This window comes from uncultured Oscillibacter sp., assembly GCF_950073225.1.
In the GTDB taxonomy this organism is placed as follows: Bacteria; Bacillota; Clostridia; order Oscillospirales; family Oscillospiraceae; genus Oscillibacter.
In genome coordinates, this window is record NZ_CATMPS010000016.1 from 16,338 (window position 1) to 31,860 (window position 15,523).

Annotated in this window: 16 protein-coding genes; 10 read left to right on the plus strand and 6 right to left on the minus strand. The window is 64.7% G+C overall.

Going from position 1 to position 15,523, the window contains the following annotated elements; genetic code table 11:
- Position 1: 1 nt before the first annotated feature.
- Genes atpG through atpC form a run of 3 tightly spaced genes read left to right on the plus strand, consistent with a single transcriptional unit; the run spans position 2 to position 2,718 of the window.
- The gene (atpG, locus tag Q1M04_RS09275) at positions 2-898 is read left to right on the plus strand and encodes an ATP synthase F1 subunit gamma (protein WP_295757280.1); all 897 of its coding nucleotides are present in this window, start codon (positions 2-4) and stop codon (positions 896-898) included.
- A gap of 6 nt (positions 899-904) precedes the next feature.
- Positions 905-2,308, plus strand: a complete 1,404-nt coding sequence (atpD, locus tag Q1M04_RS09280; protein WP_293281493.1) for a F0F1 ATP synthase subunit beta — start codon at positions 905-907, stop codon at positions 2,306-2,308.
- Positions 2,308-2,718: an ATP synthase F1 subunit epsilon gene (gene atpC / locus Q1M04_RS09285; protein WP_295757309.1), complete on the plus strand. Its 411-nt coding sequence runs from the start codon at positions 2,308-2,310 to the stop codon at positions 2,716-2,718. Before atpD ends, atpC begins: the two co-directional genes overlap by 1 nt.
- Before the next feature lie 49 nt (positions 2,719-2,767).
- On the opposite strand, the gene Q1M04_RS09290 is transcribed toward atpC, so the two are convergent.
- Positions 2,768-4,090, minus strand: a complete 1,323-nt coding sequence (locus tag Q1M04_RS09290; RefSeq protein ID WP_295757278.1) for a sensor histidine kinase — start codon at positions 4,088-4,090, stop codon at positions 2,768-2,770.
- 3 nt (positions 4,091-4,093) lie between these two features.
- On the minus strand, positions 4,094-4,810 hold the full coding sequence (locus Q1M04_RS09295; RefSeq protein WP_297998517.1) for a LytTR family DNA-binding domain-containing protein: 717 nt from the start codon (positions 4,808-4,810) through the stop codon (positions 4,094-4,096).
- Between the two features lie 258 nt (positions 4,811-5,068).
- On the opposite strand from Q1M04_RS09295, the gene Q1M04_RS09300 reads away from it, so the two are divergent.
- Genes Q1M04_RS09300 through Q1M04_RS09310 form a run of 3 tightly spaced genes read left to right on the plus strand, consistent with a single transcriptional unit; the run spans position 5,069 to position 8,718 of the window.
- Positions 5,069-5,827: a TraX family protein gene (locus Q1M04_RS09300; protein WP_297301260.1), complete on the plus strand. Its 759-nt coding sequence runs from the start codon at positions 5,069-5,071 to the stop codon at positions 5,825-5,827.
- A gap of 15 nt (positions 5,828-5,842) precedes the next feature.
- Positions 5,843-6,586 carry an ABC transporter ATP-binding protein gene (locus Q1M04_RS09305; RefSeq protein ID WP_297998565.1) on the plus strand — a complete coding sequence of 248 codons (744 nt, stop codon included), beginning with the start codon at positions 5,843-5,845 and terminating at the stop codon, positions 6,584-6,586.
- A 2-nt stretch (positions 6,587-6,588) separates the two neighbouring features.
- On the plus strand, positions 6,589-8,718 hold the full coding sequence (locus Q1M04_RS09310) for an FtsX-like permease family protein (RefSeq protein WP_297998519.1): 2,130 nt from the start codon (positions 6,589-6,591) through the stop codon (positions 8,716-8,718).
- A 53-nt stretch (positions 8,719-8,771) separates the two neighbouring features.
- Here the strand turns inward: Q1M04_RS09310 and Q1M04_RS09315 are convergent, their stop codons facing one another.
- From Q1M04_RS09315 to Q1M04_RS09330, 4 genes are all read right to left on the minus strand, one after another.
- Positions 8,772-10,214, minus strand: coding sequence for an S-layer homology domain-containing protein (locus Q1M04_RS09315; RefSeq protein WP_297998521.1), 1,443 nt, complete (start codon positions 10,212-10,214; stop codon positions 8,772-8,774).
- A gap of 22 nt (positions 10,215-10,236) precedes the next feature.
- Positions 10,237-11,220, minus strand: coding sequence for an LCP family protein (locus Q1M04_RS09320; RefSeq protein WP_297998523.1), 984 nt, complete (start codon positions 11,218-11,220; stop codon positions 10,237-10,239).
- Between the two features lie 218 nt (positions 11,221-11,438).
- The gene (locus Q1M04_RS09325) at positions 11,439-11,771 is read right to left on the minus strand and encodes a hypothetical protein (RefSeq protein ID WP_293279753.1); all 333 of its coding nucleotides are present in this window, start codon (positions 11,769-11,771) and stop codon (positions 11,439-11,441) included.
- Positions 11,772-11,799: 28 nt separating this feature from the next.
- Positions 11,800-12,048, minus strand: coding sequence for a sporulation transcriptional regulator SpoIIID (locus tag Q1M04_RS09330; protein WP_293279754.1), 249 nt, complete (start codon positions 12,046-12,048; stop codon positions 11,800-11,802).
- Positions 12,049-12,187: 139 nt separating this feature from the next.
- Here Q1M04_RS09330 and Q1M04_RS09335 point away from each other — a divergent pair, with 139 nt between their 5' ends.
- The 4 genes from Q1M04_RS09335 (at position 12,188) to Q1M04_RS09350 (ending at position 15,517) form a co-directional block, all read left to right on the plus strand.
- Positions 12,188-13,336, plus strand: coding sequence for an aldo/keto reductase (locus Q1M04_RS09335; protein ID WP_297998525.1), 1,149 nt, complete (start codon positions 12,188-12,190; stop codon positions 13,334-13,336).
- Between the two features lie 8 nt (positions 13,337-13,344).
- Positions 13,345-13,761 carry a DUF3842 family protein gene (locus tag Q1M04_RS09340; protein WP_297998528.1) on the plus strand — a complete coding sequence of 139 codons (417 nt, stop codon included), beginning with the start codon at positions 13,345-13,347 and terminating at the stop codon, positions 13,759-13,761.
- Positions 13,758-14,822 carry a uridine kinase gene (locus Q1M04_RS09345; RefSeq protein ID WP_297998530.1) on the plus strand — a complete coding sequence of 355 codons (1,065 nt, stop codon included), beginning with the start codon at positions 13,758-13,760 and terminating at the stop codon, positions 14,820-14,822. Before Q1M04_RS09340 ends, Q1M04_RS09345 begins: the two co-directional genes overlap by 4 nt.
- 119 nt (positions 14,823-14,941) lie before the next feature.
- On the plus strand, positions 14,942-15,517 hold the full coding sequence (locus Q1M04_RS09350; RefSeq protein ID WP_297998533.1) for an ECF transporter S component: 576 nt from the start codon (positions 14,942-14,944) through the stop codon (positions 15,515-15,517).
- The last annotated feature ends 6 nt before the right edge of the window (positions 15,518-15,523 follow it).

A 15,523-nucleotide genomic window follows, 5' to 3' on the forward strand; every position in this document is an offset into this window, starting at 1 on the left:
CATGGCGGGAACCAAGGAGCTCAAGACCCACATCGAGAGCGTGGGAGAGACCCGGAAAATCACCAACGCCATGTATTTGATCGCCTCCACCAAGCTCCGCCGGGCCCGGCAGGAGCTGGACCAGACCCGGCCCTACTTCGAGGCCCTCCGGGGGGAAATCCGGCGGATTTTCCGCACGGCCTACAACGTGGACAGCCGCTTCTTCTACCCGATGGGCAGCGACGCGCCTCTGAAGGGGACCTATGGCTGCCTCCTCATCACCGCCGACAAGGGCCTGGCGGGGGCCTATAACCAAAATGCCATCCGGGTGGCCCAGGAGCTTTTGGAGCGGCACCCGGACACGAAGCTCTTTGTGGTGGGGGAATACGGACGGCGGTTTTTCGACCAGCGGAAAATCCCCATTGAGCACAGCTTCCTCTACACCGCGCAAAACCCCACTATGGCCCGGGCCCGGGAGATCAGCGCGCTGCTGCTGGACGGCTTTGACCGGGGGGAGCTGAAGGAGATCTACCTCATTTACACGGACATGGAAAGCGCCATGAGCGCCCAAGCCCGCTCCACCCGGCTCCTGCCCTTCCACCGGACCCACTTCGCCGGAGCCCCGGCGGGGGAGGGGGCCATGACGGAGCGCTTCGAGTTCTACCCCGATGTGGGGACCGTGCTGAACAGCGTTATGCGGAGCTATGTCACCGGCTTTATCTACAGCGCCTTGATCGACAGCTTCTGCTGCGAGCAGAACGCCCGGATGAGCGCCATGGACAACGCGGACCGGAACGCGGAAAAGCTCCTGGGGGAGCTGTCCCTCCAGTATAACCGGGTCCGCCAGGCGGCCATTACCCAGGAGATTACGGAGATCTCCGCCGGGGCCCGGGCCCAGCGCCAAAAGAAGGGGAGGTAACCGAATTTGGAAAGAGGCATTATTGTACAGATATCCGGCCCTGTGGTGGACGTGGATATCCAAAGCGGAGAGCTTCCCCGGCTGCGGGAGGAGCTGACCGTGGAGAAGGACGGCGGCCTCCGGGTGATGGAGGTGGCCCAGCATGTGGGGAAGCGCACGGTGCGCTGCGTCATGCTCTCCCCCAGCGAGGGCCTGGCCCGGGGCCTGGCGGTGGACGTGCCGGATAAGACCATCGAGGTGCCCGTGGGCACGGCCACCCTGGGGCGGATGTTCAACGTCCTGGGCCAGCCCATCGACGGCGGCGGCCCCGTGCCCGAGGGCACGCCGAGAAAGAGCATCTACCGCAAGCCCCCCGCCTTTGACGAGCAGAGCCCGGCGGTGGAGATTCTGGAGACGGGCATCAAGGTCATCGACCTCTTGGAGCCCTATCCCCGGGGAGGCAAGATCGGCCTCTTCGGCGGCGCGGGCGTGGGCAAGACCGTCCTCATTCAGGAATTGATTCACAACGTGGCCACGGAGCACGGCGGCTACTCCATCTTCACCGGCGTGGGAGAGCGCTCCCGGGAGGGCAACGACCTCTGGCGGGAGATGCGGGAGAGCGGCGTCAGCGAGAAAACCGCCCTGGTCTTCGGGCAGATGAACGAGTCCCCCGGCGTTCGGATGCGGGTGGCCCTGGCGGGGCTCACCATGGCGGAGTACTTCCGGGACAAGGAGCGCAAGGACGTGCTGCTTTTCATCGACAACATTTTCCGCTTCGTCCAGGCGGGCAGCGAGGTATCGACCCTCCTGGGCCGGATGCCCTCCGCCGTGGGCTATCAGCCGACGCTGGCCAACGAGATGGGAGAGCTTCAGGAGCGGATCACGTCCACCAAAAACGGCTCCGTCACCTCCGTCCAGGCGGTCTACGTCCCCGCCGACGACCTGACGGACCCGGCCACGGCCACCACCTTCGCCCATTTGGACGCGACGACGGTGCTGAGCCGGAAGATCTCCGAGCAGGGCATCTACCCGGCGGTGGACCCCCTGGCCTCCTCCTCCCGGATTTTGGAGGCGGACGTGGTGGGAGAGCGGCATTACCGCGTGGCCCGGACCTGCCAGGAGATTTTGGAAAAGTACATGGAGCTTCAGGACATCATCGCCATCCTGGGCATGGACGAGCTCAGCGAGGAGGACCAGAAGACCGTGGCCCGGGCCCGGCGGCTCCAGCGCTTCTTTGCCCAGCCCACGACAGTGGCGGAGAAGTTCACCGGCATCCCCGGGGTCTACGTCCCCTTGAAGGACACCCTGGAGAGCTTTGAAAAGCTGGTAAACGGCGAGCTGGACCAGTACCCGGAGGCGGCTTTCTACAACGTGGGTACCTGGCGGGACGTGGTGGAAAAGGCGAAAAAGATCGAGGCGGGTGAGGCGTGATGGAAGTCTTTCAGGCCCACATCCTGGCGGCGGACCGCTCCTTCTACGAGGGGCCCTGCGTCAGCCTGACCGTCCCCACCAGCGACGGGGAGCAGGGCATCCTGGCCCATCACAGCGACATGATTGCCGCCATCCTGCCGGGGACCCTGCGCTACCAGACTCCGGAGGGGCCCGTCCAGCTGGCGGCGGTGTCCTCCGGCTTGGTGAAGATTGAGAAAAACGAGGTCCTGGTGCTGGTGGACTCCGTGGAACGGCCCGAGGAGATCGACGCCGCCCGGGCCCGCCGGGAGGCCGATGAGGCACGGGAGGCCATGCTCCAGAAGAAGAGCCGCCAGGAGTACCAGCTGGCCCAGGCGACCCTGGCCCGGGCCATGAACCGCCTGCGGGTGAAGGGTACGGAAATCAAATAGCAAATAGAGCGAAACGCGCCTCTCCCCAGATGGGAGGAGGCGCGTTTTTTCACGGCAGCAGAGGCAGGCACACCACCAGCTGGAACCGCCCGCCTCCGGCCCGGGTCTCCAGGGACCCGCCCAGGCGCTCCGCGATTTCCCGCATCCCCGCCAGGCCGAAGCCGTGGGACGTCCTGTCCGCCTTGGTGGTGGCAAGGTCCGGGGCCAGCTCCCCGGCGTAGGCGTTTTCCACCCGGAGCATGAAAAGGCCCTTTTCCGCCCGGCAGCGGAGGGTGACGGTCTTGTCCTCCGCTTCCTCCGCCGCCTCCATGGCGTTGTCCGCGGCGTTTCCCAGCAGGGCGCACAGGTCCACCTCTGCCAGGGGCAGATCCTTGGGCAGGGACACGGAAAAGTCCGCCGTGAGGCCCGAGCGGCCCATGGCCTCCGCCTTGGCGGAGAGGACGGCGTTGGCCGCGTCGTTTTCGCACAGCCGCTTCCCGCCCCGGAGGGCGGGGGAGTCGGCAAGCTGGTCGATGTATTGCAGGGCCTTGCCGTCCTCCCCCATGTCCACCAGGCCCCGGAGGGCCGTCAGGTGGTTCCGCAGGTCGTGGCGGAGGGTGCGGACCTGCCGCTCCTCCCGCTGGAGGCCCTGGTAGTAGCTTTCCCGGAGGGAGGCCAGCTTGTCTGCCTCCTCCAGCCGCTGGTGGTTTTCCAGTACCAATATGGCGTACAGCAGGGCCAGGGAGGTGAGGAAGATAAAGGGGAGCACCGCTACCCCCAGATTCATAATCAGGCCGTGGAGAAGAGCGTTGCTGTAGATATAATCCGACTGGAGAAGGGGCAGCAGCACCACCGCCAGCAGCGAGCTGAAGGGCATGGCGGCCAGGAGCAGCACCAGATTCCAAAACCGGGGGGAGAGCTGGGGCGGGCGCTTTGGCAGGTGTTTCCGCGGCGCCAGGTACAGCAGGGCCCAGACGGCGAGGCGGATGAATTTACTGCTGTAGTAATACAGATCGTCCAGGCCGAAGTTGGCCATAATGGGGCCATAATAGGTATCCAGCACGGCGTTGACGGACATGATGAGGCAGAAAAAGATGACCGTCAGCGTCAGCCGCCCGGCCCGGTCCCCCTTGGAGGCCAGCAGGAGCACGGGGAAAAAGAACAGCAGGATGAACAGCAGATTGGTGTCCCCCAGCCAAATCACCATGTCGGAGATGCTGCCCAGAAACAGGACCAGCGCGATTCGCCAGCCCCGCCGGGGCTTCACCGCCAAAAAGGCGGACACGATCCGAAAGAGGAAGAAGCCGCTGGTAAACACCAGGATCAGCCAGAACCAATTTTGAAAGCAGAGCAGCAGGTATTCCGCCAGGCTGATTAAAAACGTTGAAGCCATGGCCTAGCCCTCCAGGGCCGTCCGGGCCAGGGCGGCCAGGGCGGCGGAGCGGCAGGCCCGGCTGACGGGAAGCGCCTCGCCGCCCACAAAGACCTGGCTTCCCTCCATCCGCTCTACGGCGGCGGTGCGGACCAGATAGCGCTGGTGGACCCGGACGAAGGACTCTCCCACGTCCCGCTCCACGTCGTCCAGCTTGCCGTAAAAGGTATAGGTCCGGACGGCGGAGACGCAGGTGACCTGCCGCCGGTCGGAGGCGAAATAGAGAATGCTCTTCTTGGGAATCCGGTACAGCGTCTCGCCGCTGCGGCAGAGGAAGGCCTGGTCCCCCTCCCGGAGGCGGGCCTCCGCCGCCCGGTCCAGCACGCCGTCCAGCTGGTCCGGCTTGGGGGGCTTCATCAGGTAGCCCAGGGCCCCCACGGAATAGCCGTCGAACACGTAGTCCGTGTAGCCGGTGACAAAGACCAGCAGCAGTCCCTCGTCCGCCTCCCGGAGGCGGCGGGCGGTCTCCATGCCGTTCAGCTCCCCCATTTCAATGTCCAAAAATACCAGGTCCAGCTCCCCGGCGTGGCTGCCCAGCCAGCGGAGGAGGCCCTCCCCGGAGGAGAATTCAAAAAAGGACGTGTCCGCCCCGCTCCGCCGCCGCTCCAGGGCCCGCTCCAACGCGGCCCGGAGGGCGACGCGGGCGTCGGCGCTGTCGTCGCAGATGCCGATTCGCAGCATGGTATCATCTCCTTGCGGTTTGCTGGGGCTATTATAGCATATCCCCGGCCATTCGCCAAACCAATTATGACGGCAAAAGCGCCAAAGATGACGCCGCTTGCGCCGGAGCCCCCAAACTTTACAACAGACCCGCCAAAGAGAGCGGCCCCGTTTGCGGGGGCCGTTTTTTTGCGCTATTCTGGCAATGGAAGCGGACGTAAGCATTTACAGCCGGACTTCCGTATCAATCGCTGCCACAGAATAAAGGGAGTGCTTGCTATGAATTGGAATTCCATCCGCGCCGCCCTGACCACCCCCACGGAGGTCCCCCGGCAGGGGCCCCGGCTGCAAACGAATCTGGACACGGACCTTTTGAAGCTCGCGGCCATCGTCTCCATGCTCATCGACCATGTGGGCGGCGCCTTCTTTCCGGAGGTCGGGGCCTTCCGCTGGATTGGGCGGCTGGCGTTTCCGATTTTCTGCTACTGCCTGACCGTGGGACTGCTGTACACCCGAAACATCAAGCGGTATCTGGGCCGCCTGGCGGTGTTCGCCGTGGTCTCCCAGCCCTTCTACGTCCTGGCCTTCCACCCCCATGACTGGATGGTGGACCGGAATTGGAGCAACTGGAACATCTTCTTTACCCTGTTTTTGTCCCTCCTGGCCATGTACGGGCTGAAGGAGCGGAAGTGGTGGCTGTTCCTGGGGGCCTTCTTCGCGGTGAGCTGGTGGAACTTCGACTATTCCGGCATCGGGATTCAATTGATGCTGATTTTCTTCCTCTGCCGGAACCACCCCAAAATTGGCGCGGCCCTCTATGTGCTGACCTACCTGCCCTGCCTCTGGGGCGGCTATCTGGAGGACCCGCTGGCCTTGAAGCTGGGCGGCTTCGCCGTGGACTGGGCTGTGTTTGCCCTGCTGGCCGCGCCGCTGATCTTCCTCCCCACCCGCTCCGGGCTGAAAATCCCCAAGTGGTTCTTCTACGCCTTCTATCCCGCCCATCTCGCCGTCATTGCGGCAATTCAATTCATGCTGTAAGAAAGGATGACTATGATGCTGACTGTAGAAAATCTGTGCAAATCCTATCAAGTGGGAAAGACCTCCTACGAGGTGCTGAAGGGAGTCTCCCTTCAAGTGGGAAAGGGTGAGTTCGTGGCCGTTATGGGCCCCTCCGGCTCCGGCAAGACCACCCTCTTGAACTGTATCTCCTGCTACATCCCCGCCGACTCCGGCAGTATCCGCCTGGGGAAAACCGAGCTGGCCCGCCTGGGGGAGGACGCCCTGGCGGAGGTCCGCAACAAGCAGCTGGGCTTCGTTTTTCAGGACTTCCTCCTGCTGGACGGCCTGACGGTGCGGCAGAACATTTTGCTTCCCGCCATCATCGGCGGCGTCGTCTCCGGCATGACGGAGCAGCGGGCGGATCAGCTCTGCGAGGTCTTTGGCATCGCGGGCATCCGGGACAAATACCCGGCGGAGATCTCCGGCGGCGAGAAGCAGCGCACCGCCGTGGCCCGGGCCCTCATCAACCACCCGCTGCTGATTCTGGCCGACGAGCCCACGGGCAACCTGGACTCCAAGTCCACCCGGGCCGTCATCCGCTCCTTTGAGCAGGCCAAGCAGGCCCTGGAGGCCACGATTTTCATGGTGACCCACGACTCCTACGCCGCCTCTTTCTGCGACCGGGTGGTGATTCTCCGGGACGGCGTGGTCTGGAAGGTGCTGGAGAAGAGGGCCACGGAGCGGGAGACGTTCCAGGACCAGCTTCTGGACGCGGTCCGGGAAATGGGGAGGGAATAACCATGCGCCATTTTTCCGAAGTTTATGCCCTGATGCGCCGGAGGAACAAGAAGCAATACGCGCTCCTCTCGGGCTGCTGCTTTTTCTCCGTGCTGCTGATTACGGCCTACGTCTGCATGATGCGGGCCCCCACCATCCTGAACGTCCTCCCCGAGGGGGGCGACAGCCGCAAGCAGGTCATGATGATCTTCACCCTGGCGGTCATCGGCTGCGCCGTGTTCACCACCTACGCCTCCGGTCTCTTCTTCCGGCAGAAGTCCCGGGAGACCGGCGTGTTCCTGGCCCTGGGGGCCACCCGGGCCCAGGTGCGGGGGGAGCTGTACCGGGAGCTGGGAGTGATCTCCCTGGGCTCCTGCGCCGCCGGGGCTCTTCTGGGCGGGCCGCTGGCCTGGGTGCTGTGGCAGGTATTCCGTCTCTGCGTGGTGGATACGGAGGAGATGCGGCTGGTGTTTGACCCGAACGCCTATGTATTGTCCCTGGCCTTCTCCGCCTTTGTCATCGCCATGATGTTCTTCCTGGGGAGCCGGTCCGTGAAGCGGACCAACATCATCGACATCGTCCAGGAGTCCCACAAGTCCGAGCCCATCCGGGATGTCCCCCGGTGGTACGGGCCCGTTGGCATCGGCCTGCTGGCCCTGGGGGGCTTTCTGGGCTATATGTCCTCCGTCTTCTTCATAAGCATTCTCCACTGGTATCCCCCCGAGGGGCTGACCGCGGTCTTTTACGTCCCCGCTTTGATTGGCCTCTATATGATTCTCCTGCACACGGTGGTCAACGGCTGGAACGGGAAAAAGAAGCTCTACAAGGACCTGATCGCCACCAGCCAGATGCGCTTTCAGGGCCGCCAGACGGTGCGGAACATGCTGGTGATGACCCTGCTGATTGCCGGCGCGTACTTCGGCAGCTTCTACACCCCCATGCTGAGCACCGGGTCCATGATTTCCTATGACCAGCGTCCGGTGGATTACGTCTACAACTTCCGGGCGGACCAGGACATCCCCCTGGAGGAGGAGGTCCGGGCCCTGGCGGAGGAGTACGGCGTGACCGTCACGGACTTCGCCGCCGTCCCCATGCTCCGCCTGGCGGTGGACGGCGAGGACCACATTGAGGAGGAGGGCCCCATGGGCACCACCTGGCGCGCGGAGTACAAAGAGGTCATGAGCACCGAGCTGTTTCTTTCCGCCTCCGGCTACGAGGCTTTGACAGGGGAGCATGTGGACCTGGCCGGCGGCGAGATTCGCGGCGTCGTCGACACGGAGGGGAGCAAGCTGGGCTTTGCCCCGGACAAGAGCCTCGTGACCAACTATCTGACCGGGGAACAGCTCCCCGTCACGTCCCTGGAGCCCCTGCGCTATGACAGCCTCTTCGGGCGCTATGTGATGAACGACGCCGACTTTGCCGCCCTGGGGGCGGGCCTGACGGAGGAGTGGCGGGAGACCCAGGTCTGCTTCAACGTGGAAAACTGCGAGGAGACCTATGACTTCGCCAAAGCCCTGTTCAACGAGATTGTGGACCACTCCACCATCGAGGTGGCCCAGTTTGACGGCTGGGACCCGGTGGTCCGGGACCAGTACCTGGCGGAGGAGGGCGCTTACTTCCTGGACCGGGAGAACTGCGCGGAATACGGCTTTACCGTCATCGACTACGCTCAGCGGGACAGCTCCGCCTTCCGGATGGACTGGCAGTACATGCCTGCGTTCCGGATTTTGGACAGGATGGACTTTGTAAAGACCTCGGCGGTGTTCCTCATCCTCTTTGTCTTTGTGGCTGTGGTGTGCTTTGCCGCCGTGTTTGTGATTGCCTATACCCGGTGCATGACCATCGCCCTGACAAACCGGAAGGTCTACGACGACCTCAGGCATTTGGGGGCCTCCAACGCCTATCTCCGCCGCTCCGTCCGGGGGCAGGTGAAGCGGGTGTTCCTGGTGCCCGCCCTGGCGGGCACGGGGTTGATTTACGCCTTTTATGTCATGATTATGTACTTCAACGGCAGTCCCGCGGGCATTACGCCCAGCGAGGCGGCGGGCCTCCTGGCCAACCTGGCGGTGGTGGCGGCGGTGTCCGCCCTGATCTACGGCGTGTACCGCCTGACCCTGGCCCAGGTGTGCCGGGCCCTGGACATCCGGCGGTGAGCCTCCAAAAGACGGCAAAGCGGCGCGGGGACAAGTCCCCGCGCCGCCGGCGCTTACAGGATGCTTTTTTCCGCGTGGATCTCCATGGACTGCTGCGGGGTCATGGCAAAGTAGTCGTAGATGGTTTCGCTGCCGCTGTCCCCCCAGGTGGTGTCGATGTGGTACTCCGTGCCGTCCAGGATGGCCACGGACCAGATGTGGTCCCCCTGGATGATGGTGGAGCATTGGATGCCCTCCAGCTTTAGAAGCAGGTTGTAGGCCCCGGTGTAGCCGTCGCAGACGGCGGTCTTTTTGGCGAAGAGGCTGTAGGGGATGTGGCTGAGGGAGTCGTCCTTGGCGTGGTAGTCGTAGGCGCAGTTGTCGCAGATCCAGTCGTAGTAAACCAAGGCCTTTTCCTTCTCCGTCATGTCCAGGCGGAGGGCCCCCTCCTCCCAGAGCCGATCGTGGACGGCGGCGGCGGCCTCTATGCTGGCGGCCCGGTACTCCTGGGTGCGCCGCCCCGCCCCGGCGGCGGAAAAGCTTAAGGTCACCAGCTCCCGGCTCCAGGTGCAGTGGACCTGGTTATAGCCCTGCTCGCAGTGGTCCTTCATCACGGCCAGGGACTGGTCCATGAGCTGGCGGGACTTCTCCTCGGAGAGGCCGGGCAGGTGGAACACCAGCTGGTCGCTGCCCTGGGCCAGCATGTAGCGCAGGGCGCTTTCCAGCTCCTCCTGCGTGGAGGGGGAGGGCACGAACTCCCCCGGCTCCACCAGGTCCGGCAAGGTGGCGCCGGCGGCGCTGTAGAGGTGGCTGAGATCCCACTGAGGCCGGACCCGCAGGGCGGGGTCCAGCATACGGGTGAGCATGGCGGCCAGGGCCCCCCGGGTGATGGGCTCGCCGGGGAGGAAGGAGCCCGACGCGTCGCTGCCCGTGGAGACGCCCTTGCGGTAGAGGTCCAGGATGTCCTGATAGTAGGGGGTGTACTCGCTGACGTCGGAGATGAAGCGCCGGGAGGAGTAGGCCACGGTGACCAGTTCCCCGTGGACAGGGGGCAGGGCCTCCTCCGGCAGGACGCGGGCCAGGACGTGGGCCACCTGGGCCCGGGTGGCGGGCTCGTAGAGCTCCATGTAACCGCCCACGAAGTCCGCCTCCAGCGCGCCCTCCGCCTGGAGGTAGCGCAGGTAGGCCAGGGCCCCCGGGGTGCTCTCCCGGCGGTAGGCCAGGGCGGCCTCGGCGTCCCCGGCCCGGTAGAGGCCCCGGACCCGCCCGGCGAAGATGACGGCCTGTCCCAGGGTCACCGGGTCCCCCGGGCCGAAGGTGCCGCCGTCCTTCCCGTTGGAAAGGCCGTACTCATAGAGGGCCGTTACGTTGTCGTAGAAGGGGGAATCCGGCGTCAGGTCGGAGAACTCCCCGGCGTAGGTCCGGCCGCGGGCAAAGCCCGCCGCCTGGGCGGCCTGGGCGGGGAGGGCCAGCAGCAGGCAGACGGCCAGCAGCAGGGCGGAAAACGTTTTTTTCATGGCGTTCCTTTCGGACGGTGGGTTAGGTTAAAATGTTCAGATCCTCCGCCGTGCGGTCCTCGGTATAGGGGTTCAGGTACTGGTTTACCATGGCCAGGACCTCCTCCTGGTCCAGGTAGATGTAGGGGTCGTGCCACTCGCCGGGAAGGGTGGCGAAGCTGATGTTGTCCATTCCCATGTTAAGGACCTCTCCGCCCAGCCAGGCCAGGTTGCCCGCGTTGAGGTCGGTTTCCACATAGTTGATGAAGATGCCGCACAGGTCCGGCAGCTTCAGGGCGATTTCGGGGGTCATCAACTGCTTGGCCACGGCCTTCAGGAAGTCCTGCTGGGTCTGCATCCGGCCGATGTCCTGGGAGGCGTAGGCGCTCCGGCAGCGGACCACCTTCAAAGCCTCCTCCCCGCTCAGGTGCCGCATGCCCTTGGAGAAATGGATGGAAAGGTTCTGATAGGGGTCTTCATAGTGCATGTCCACCGGAATGTAAAAGTCCACGCCGCCGATGGTGTCCACCAGGGCCTGGAACCCCTTCAGGTTCACCAGCACCGTGTAGTCCACCGGGATGCCCAGCTGGCCGGATATCGTGTCCGCCAGCAGCTCCATGCCCCCGGCGTTGTAGGCGAAGTTAATTTTGCGGTTTTTCCCGTTGATGCTGGATTTGGTGTCCCGGGGGATGCTGACGCCGTATACATAGCCGTTTGGCACGTCCACGGCCACCAGGATGTTTGTGTCCGTGCCGCCGTTGTCGTCGTCCCGGCCGGAGAGCAGGATGGTCCAGAACTGGGGCTTGCGCTCATAGTGGGAGCGGAGGGCCTCCGCCTCCTCGTCGGAGAGGTCGTCCGAAACGGCGGGGGTATTTACCCGCTGGATCATGACGGAGTCCCCGGCTTTCTGGTCCGGGGCCCGGAAGTAAACCCGGACCACGGCGAAGCACAGCCCGATGAGGATGAACAACAGCAGCAGGGTCACAAGCCAGGGGCTGCGCTTCCGGCGGCGAAGTCTGGATGCCATGGGAAACCTCCTGTGCGCCCACCGCATGGGCGCGTATCATCAAAAGTAAGCGCGGGAAAAAGGCCCGTCCAAAGGCGGAACGGGGATGTTTGCTTCATTATAAAGCGGTCCCCGGAAAAAGACAAGAGAAAAAATAGCGGCATCGCCGCTATTTTTTCTGCCGGAATCTCGCGGTTTCTGTCATTTCTTACAAGGGATTTAAAATATTTTCAGAAAGTTTACAACTTAGACAAATTCTCGCCATCCTTTTCCGGCTCCGCCGTGTTTTCCGCCGCCGGGGGAGACGCCGCCAGCTGCTCCAGCAGGACCTTGATGTCCGCCAGAAGCTGGTTCTGGTAGGACAGGGCGCAGCGGATATAATGCATGGCGGGCTCCGGCGCGGGGGAGGGCGGGTCTTCCAGCGGGTGGGGCCAGCGGCGGACCTCCGGCTCCGTGTAGATGGGCGTGCCCGGCGGGGCGGTTTCCCGGCTCGGGGACCGGGAGACGGGCACGGCCCGGATGCTCCGCCCGCCCGCCGGGCTCCTGGGCCGTCCGTGTTGTCGATTTGCCATGATTCAGGGTCCCTCCTTCCGCGCTCTTTCAGTCGCCGCGGTATTTTTTGCGGGTGGCGATGCCGCCCCGGATGTGCCGCTGGGCCTTGTTCACGTCCAGCACTTCCTTCACCTGCAGGTACAGCGGGCGGTTGAACAGGGGCAGCCGCTCGGAGATGTCCTTATGCACCGTCGATTTGCTGATGCCGAACCTCTGGGCGGCGGCCCGGACCGTGGACCGGTTCTCTATGATGTAAAGAGCCAGGCGCTCCGCCCGCTCCTCCATATTTCCCTTCAAAACATCCTCACTCCCTGCCTCTTGTTGGTCCATCCTATGCGCCGCGCCGCCGGGAAATGCGAAAAACTTCTTGACATGGAGCGGGCTCCACATGTTATGCTGGGAGACGGACAAGTGAGAAAACAAGGAGGAACAGAATATGCGATATCGTACGTTGGGCCGGAGCGGCCTCCGGGTGGGGGAGATCGGCGTGGGCTGCGAGGGCTTTTTGGAAAAGACCCCGGAGCAGGTGCGGGAATGGCTGGACGTGTGCGAGGCGGCGGGGATCAACTGCATCGACCTCTACGCGCCCAACCCGGACTTTCGTTCCAATCTGGGCCGGGCGCTCCGGGGGCGGCGGGAGAAGTTCGTCCTCCAGGCCCATCTCTGCACCATCTGGAAGGACGGGCAGTACAAGCGGACCCGGGACGCCGCGGAGGTCCGGGAGGGCTTCGCGGACCAGCTCCGGCGGCTGGAGACGGACCATGTGGAAATCGGCATGATTCACTACGTGGATTCCCTGGCGGACTGGGAGACGGTGAAAACCGGCCCGGTGATGGCCTATGCCCTGGAATTAAAGGCGGCGGGGACCATCGGCTGCGTCGGCCTTTCCAGCCACAATCCCCAGGCGGCCCTGGCGGCGGTGAGGTCCGGGCTTATCGATGTGCTGATGTTCAGCGTGAATCCCTGCTATGACCTTCAGCCCGCTTCCGAGGATGTGGAGGAGCTCTGGGCGCCCAAGAACTACGCCGCACCCCTTTTGAACATGGACCCGGAGCGGCAGGAGCTCTATGAGACCTGCCAGCGGCTGGAGGTGGGAATCACCGTCATGAAGGCCTTCGGCGGCGGGGATCTGCTCAGCGATTCCCTCTCCCCGGCGGGGAAGGCCCTGACGGCCTTCCAGTGCCTCCAATACGCCCTGGACCGGCCCGGCGTGGGCTGTGTCATGTCCGGGGCCCGGAGCCTGGAGGATCTGAAAAAGAGCGCCGCCTTTGAGGAGGCCCCGGAGGCGGAGCGGGACTATGCCGCCGCCCTGGCGGAGCTGCCCAAGATCAGCTGGAAGGGCCACTGCATGTACTGCGGCCACTGCGCCCCCTGCCCCCAGGGCATCGCTGTGGCGGACGTGACGAAATTCCTGAACCTCTCCCTGGCCCAGGGCGCTGTCCCCGAGACGGTCCGGGAGCACTACGCCGCCCTTCCCCACGGGGCGGGGGAGTGCGTCCGGTGCGGGGCCTGTGAGAAGCGCTGTCCCTTCGCCGTGCCCGTTATGGAAAACATGGCGAAGGCGGCGGAGCTGTTCGGGAGGTGAGGGGCCGGATGCGCACGGTTTTGATATTGGACGGCCAGGGCGGCGGCGTGGGAAGCCGGCTGGTGAAGCTGCTGAAGCCCCGCCTGAGCGGGGACTGCCGCCTCCTCTGCGTGGGAACCAACGTGGCGGCCACCGCCGCCATGCTGAAGGCCGGGGCCGCCCAGGGGGCCACAGGGGAGAACGCCGTGGTCTACAACGCCGCCCGGGCGGACGTCATCCTGGGGCCCATCGGCGTGGTGCTGGCCAACGGCATTTTGGGGGAGGTGTCCCCCGCCATGGCCACCGCCGTCTCCGGGTCCGGGGCGGTGAAGATTCTGATTCCCTCCTCCTCCTGCGGCGTGTATGTGGCGGGAGTGGAGGAGTGCCGCCTGGAGGAGTACCTCCGCCGGGCGGCGGAGCTGGCGGTCCGGGAGCTGGGCCTATGAGCGGCGGCTTTTTGGGGACTGCCCGGGCGCACTGGGCGAAATACCCCCGGATGGAGCCCCGGGACTTCGCCAAGCTGGCCTATCAGAGCGAGTTTGGCCCCGCCCACATGGCCCAGGGCCCGGACAGGGTGCTGGCGGCCCTGCTGGCGGAGCGGAAGGAGGCGGGGCCGGATCCCCTGCCCCCGGAGCCCATCGGGGGCGGCCTGTGCCGCTTCCATATCACCCAGGCCCTGTCTTCCCTGTGGGAGCTGCCGCTGATTGGGCGGATGTTCGCCCGGACTGCGGGCCTGACGGAGGGCACGGAGGCGGGCCTCTTTGAAAAGCTGGAGGCGCTGGCGGTTCTTCCGGTTCCCGGCCTGCCGGACTATCTGGAGAGCTGGCGGCGGGAGGGCTGTCCGCCGGTGCGCCACAGCGAGGCGTTCCGAAACGCCTACAACCCCCACTACCGGGTTTTGCGGCTGGACTGCGCCCGGTACCTCCCGGCGCTGCTTCCCCTGGAAAAGCTGGCCCGGGACACCCCGGAGCGGCGGAAGGGCCCGGCCCTCATTGCCATAGACGGCCGCTGCGGCAGCGGGAAGACGGGCTTTGCCGCCCTGGCGGCGGGGGTGCTGACCTGCTCGGCCGATGTGGTGCACATGGATGACTTCTACCTCCCGCCGGATAAGCGGGGGACGGATTGGATGGAGGTCCCCGCCGGGAACATGGATCTGGAGCGGTTGAAAAAGGAAGTGCTGTCCTCCCTTGACCGGGACGGCGGCACGGCCTACCGGCCCTATGACTGCCGGGCGGGCCGCTTGAAGGAAGCGGTGGAGCTGTGGGAGCCCCTGACCCTTGTGGAGGGCACGTATTCCCAGCACCCGGCCCTGGCAAAGTACTATGATTATAAAATCTTCCTCACCTGTGAGCGGGAGGAGCAGATCCGCCGCCTCCAGGCCCGGGAGGGGGATTATTTCCCTACCTTCGACCGGGTGTGGCGGACGCTGGAGGAACGGTATTTTGCCGCCTGCGGCACGGAGGGGGCCGCCGATTTGGTGGTGGATACCACAGGATTTTTCGATTGAAAAAAAGGGGCTTGGCAAGCGCCGGGCCCCTGTGGTATACTGGTCGGGAAGCAACCCGCCGCCAGGAAGGCGGCGGACTGTCAGAAGACGGGAAAACTGATTTGCAAGGAGTTTTTCCCATGAACGAAACCAAGACCCAGCGACCCGTCCAAACCCTGGCCATGGCCGCCATGCTGATGGCCGCGGGCTTCGTCCTGCCCTTCTTCACCGGGCAGATCCCCCAGATCGGAAAGATGCTCTGCCCCCTGCACCTGCCCGTTTTGCTGTGCGGCTTCCTCTGCGGCTGGAAGTACGGCCTGGCCGTGGGCTTCGTCCTGCCCCTGCTGCGCAGCGCCACCCTGGGGATGCCTCCCATGTTTCCCACTGGCATCGCCATGGCCTTCGAGCTGGCGGCTTACGGCTTCCTGGCGGGCTTCCTCTATGCCCGGTCCCGCTGGCAGTGCGTCATCTCCCTGTACCGCTGCCTGATCGCCGCCATGATCGGCGGACGGATTGTCTGGGCCGTGGCCCGGGTGATCCTCTCCGGCGTGTCCGGCCAGGCGTTCACCTGGCAGATGTTCCTCTCCGGCGCGTTCCTCACCGCCATCCCCGGCATTATCCTTCAGCTGGTGTTCATCCCCGCGGTGATGGTGGCCCTGGATCGGACCGGGCTGGTCCGCTTCCGCAAAAGCAGGGAGACGGTTCCGGCGGCCTAAGCCGCC